A 589-nucleotide genomic window follows, 5' to 3' on the forward strand; every position below is an offset into this window, starting at 1 on the left:
CTGGGATGCCGATGCGTTGTTTTCGTCGGATCATTCGGTGCCGGGGACGATTTGTTCTCGTGCCGGGGACGATTTGTTCTCGTGAGGGCGGGTTTTTGACGTCGTGGCAGCCTGCGGAGTTCGACGCGGAGTTTTTTGGTATTTCGCCGCGTGAGGCTGATGCGATGGATCCTCAGCAGCGGTTGTTGATGGAGGTGGCCTGGGAGGCGTTGGAGCATGCCGGGATCACCAAGGAGGCGATCCGGGGCACCCAGACCGGCATCTTCGTCGGYMTSACCACCAACGACTACGCCCTGCTCGCGGCGGAGCAGAGCAGCCCGCGCGACATCGACCCGTATCTCTCCTTCGGCAACGGGCCGAACTTCGCGGCGGGGCGGTTGTCGTATTTCTTGGGTGTGCATGGTCCGGCGATGATGTTGGATACGGCGTGTTCGTCGTCGTTGGTGACGATTCATTTGGCGTGTGCGAGTTTGCGGCGTCGGGAGTCGGATCAGGCGTTGGCCGCTGGGGTGAATTTGATGTTGACCCCGCAGAACAGTATTGCGACGTCGCGGTGGGGGATGTTGGCCCCGGACGGGCAGTGCAAGAC

At 61.8% G+C, this 589-nt stretch carries 1 pseudogene; it reads left to right on the forward strand.

What is annotated here, in order from left to right:
* Positions 1-589 (forward strand): annotated as a pseudogene (locus EJK91_RS21505) (beta-ketoacyl synthase N-terminal-like domain-containing protein); the annotation flags it as partial.

Origin of the sequence: Mycobacterium sp. P7213 (assembly GCF_900604305.1) — a bacterium.
GTDB lineage: Bacteria > Actinomycetota > Actinomycetes > Mycobacteriales > Mycobacteriaceae > Mycobacterium.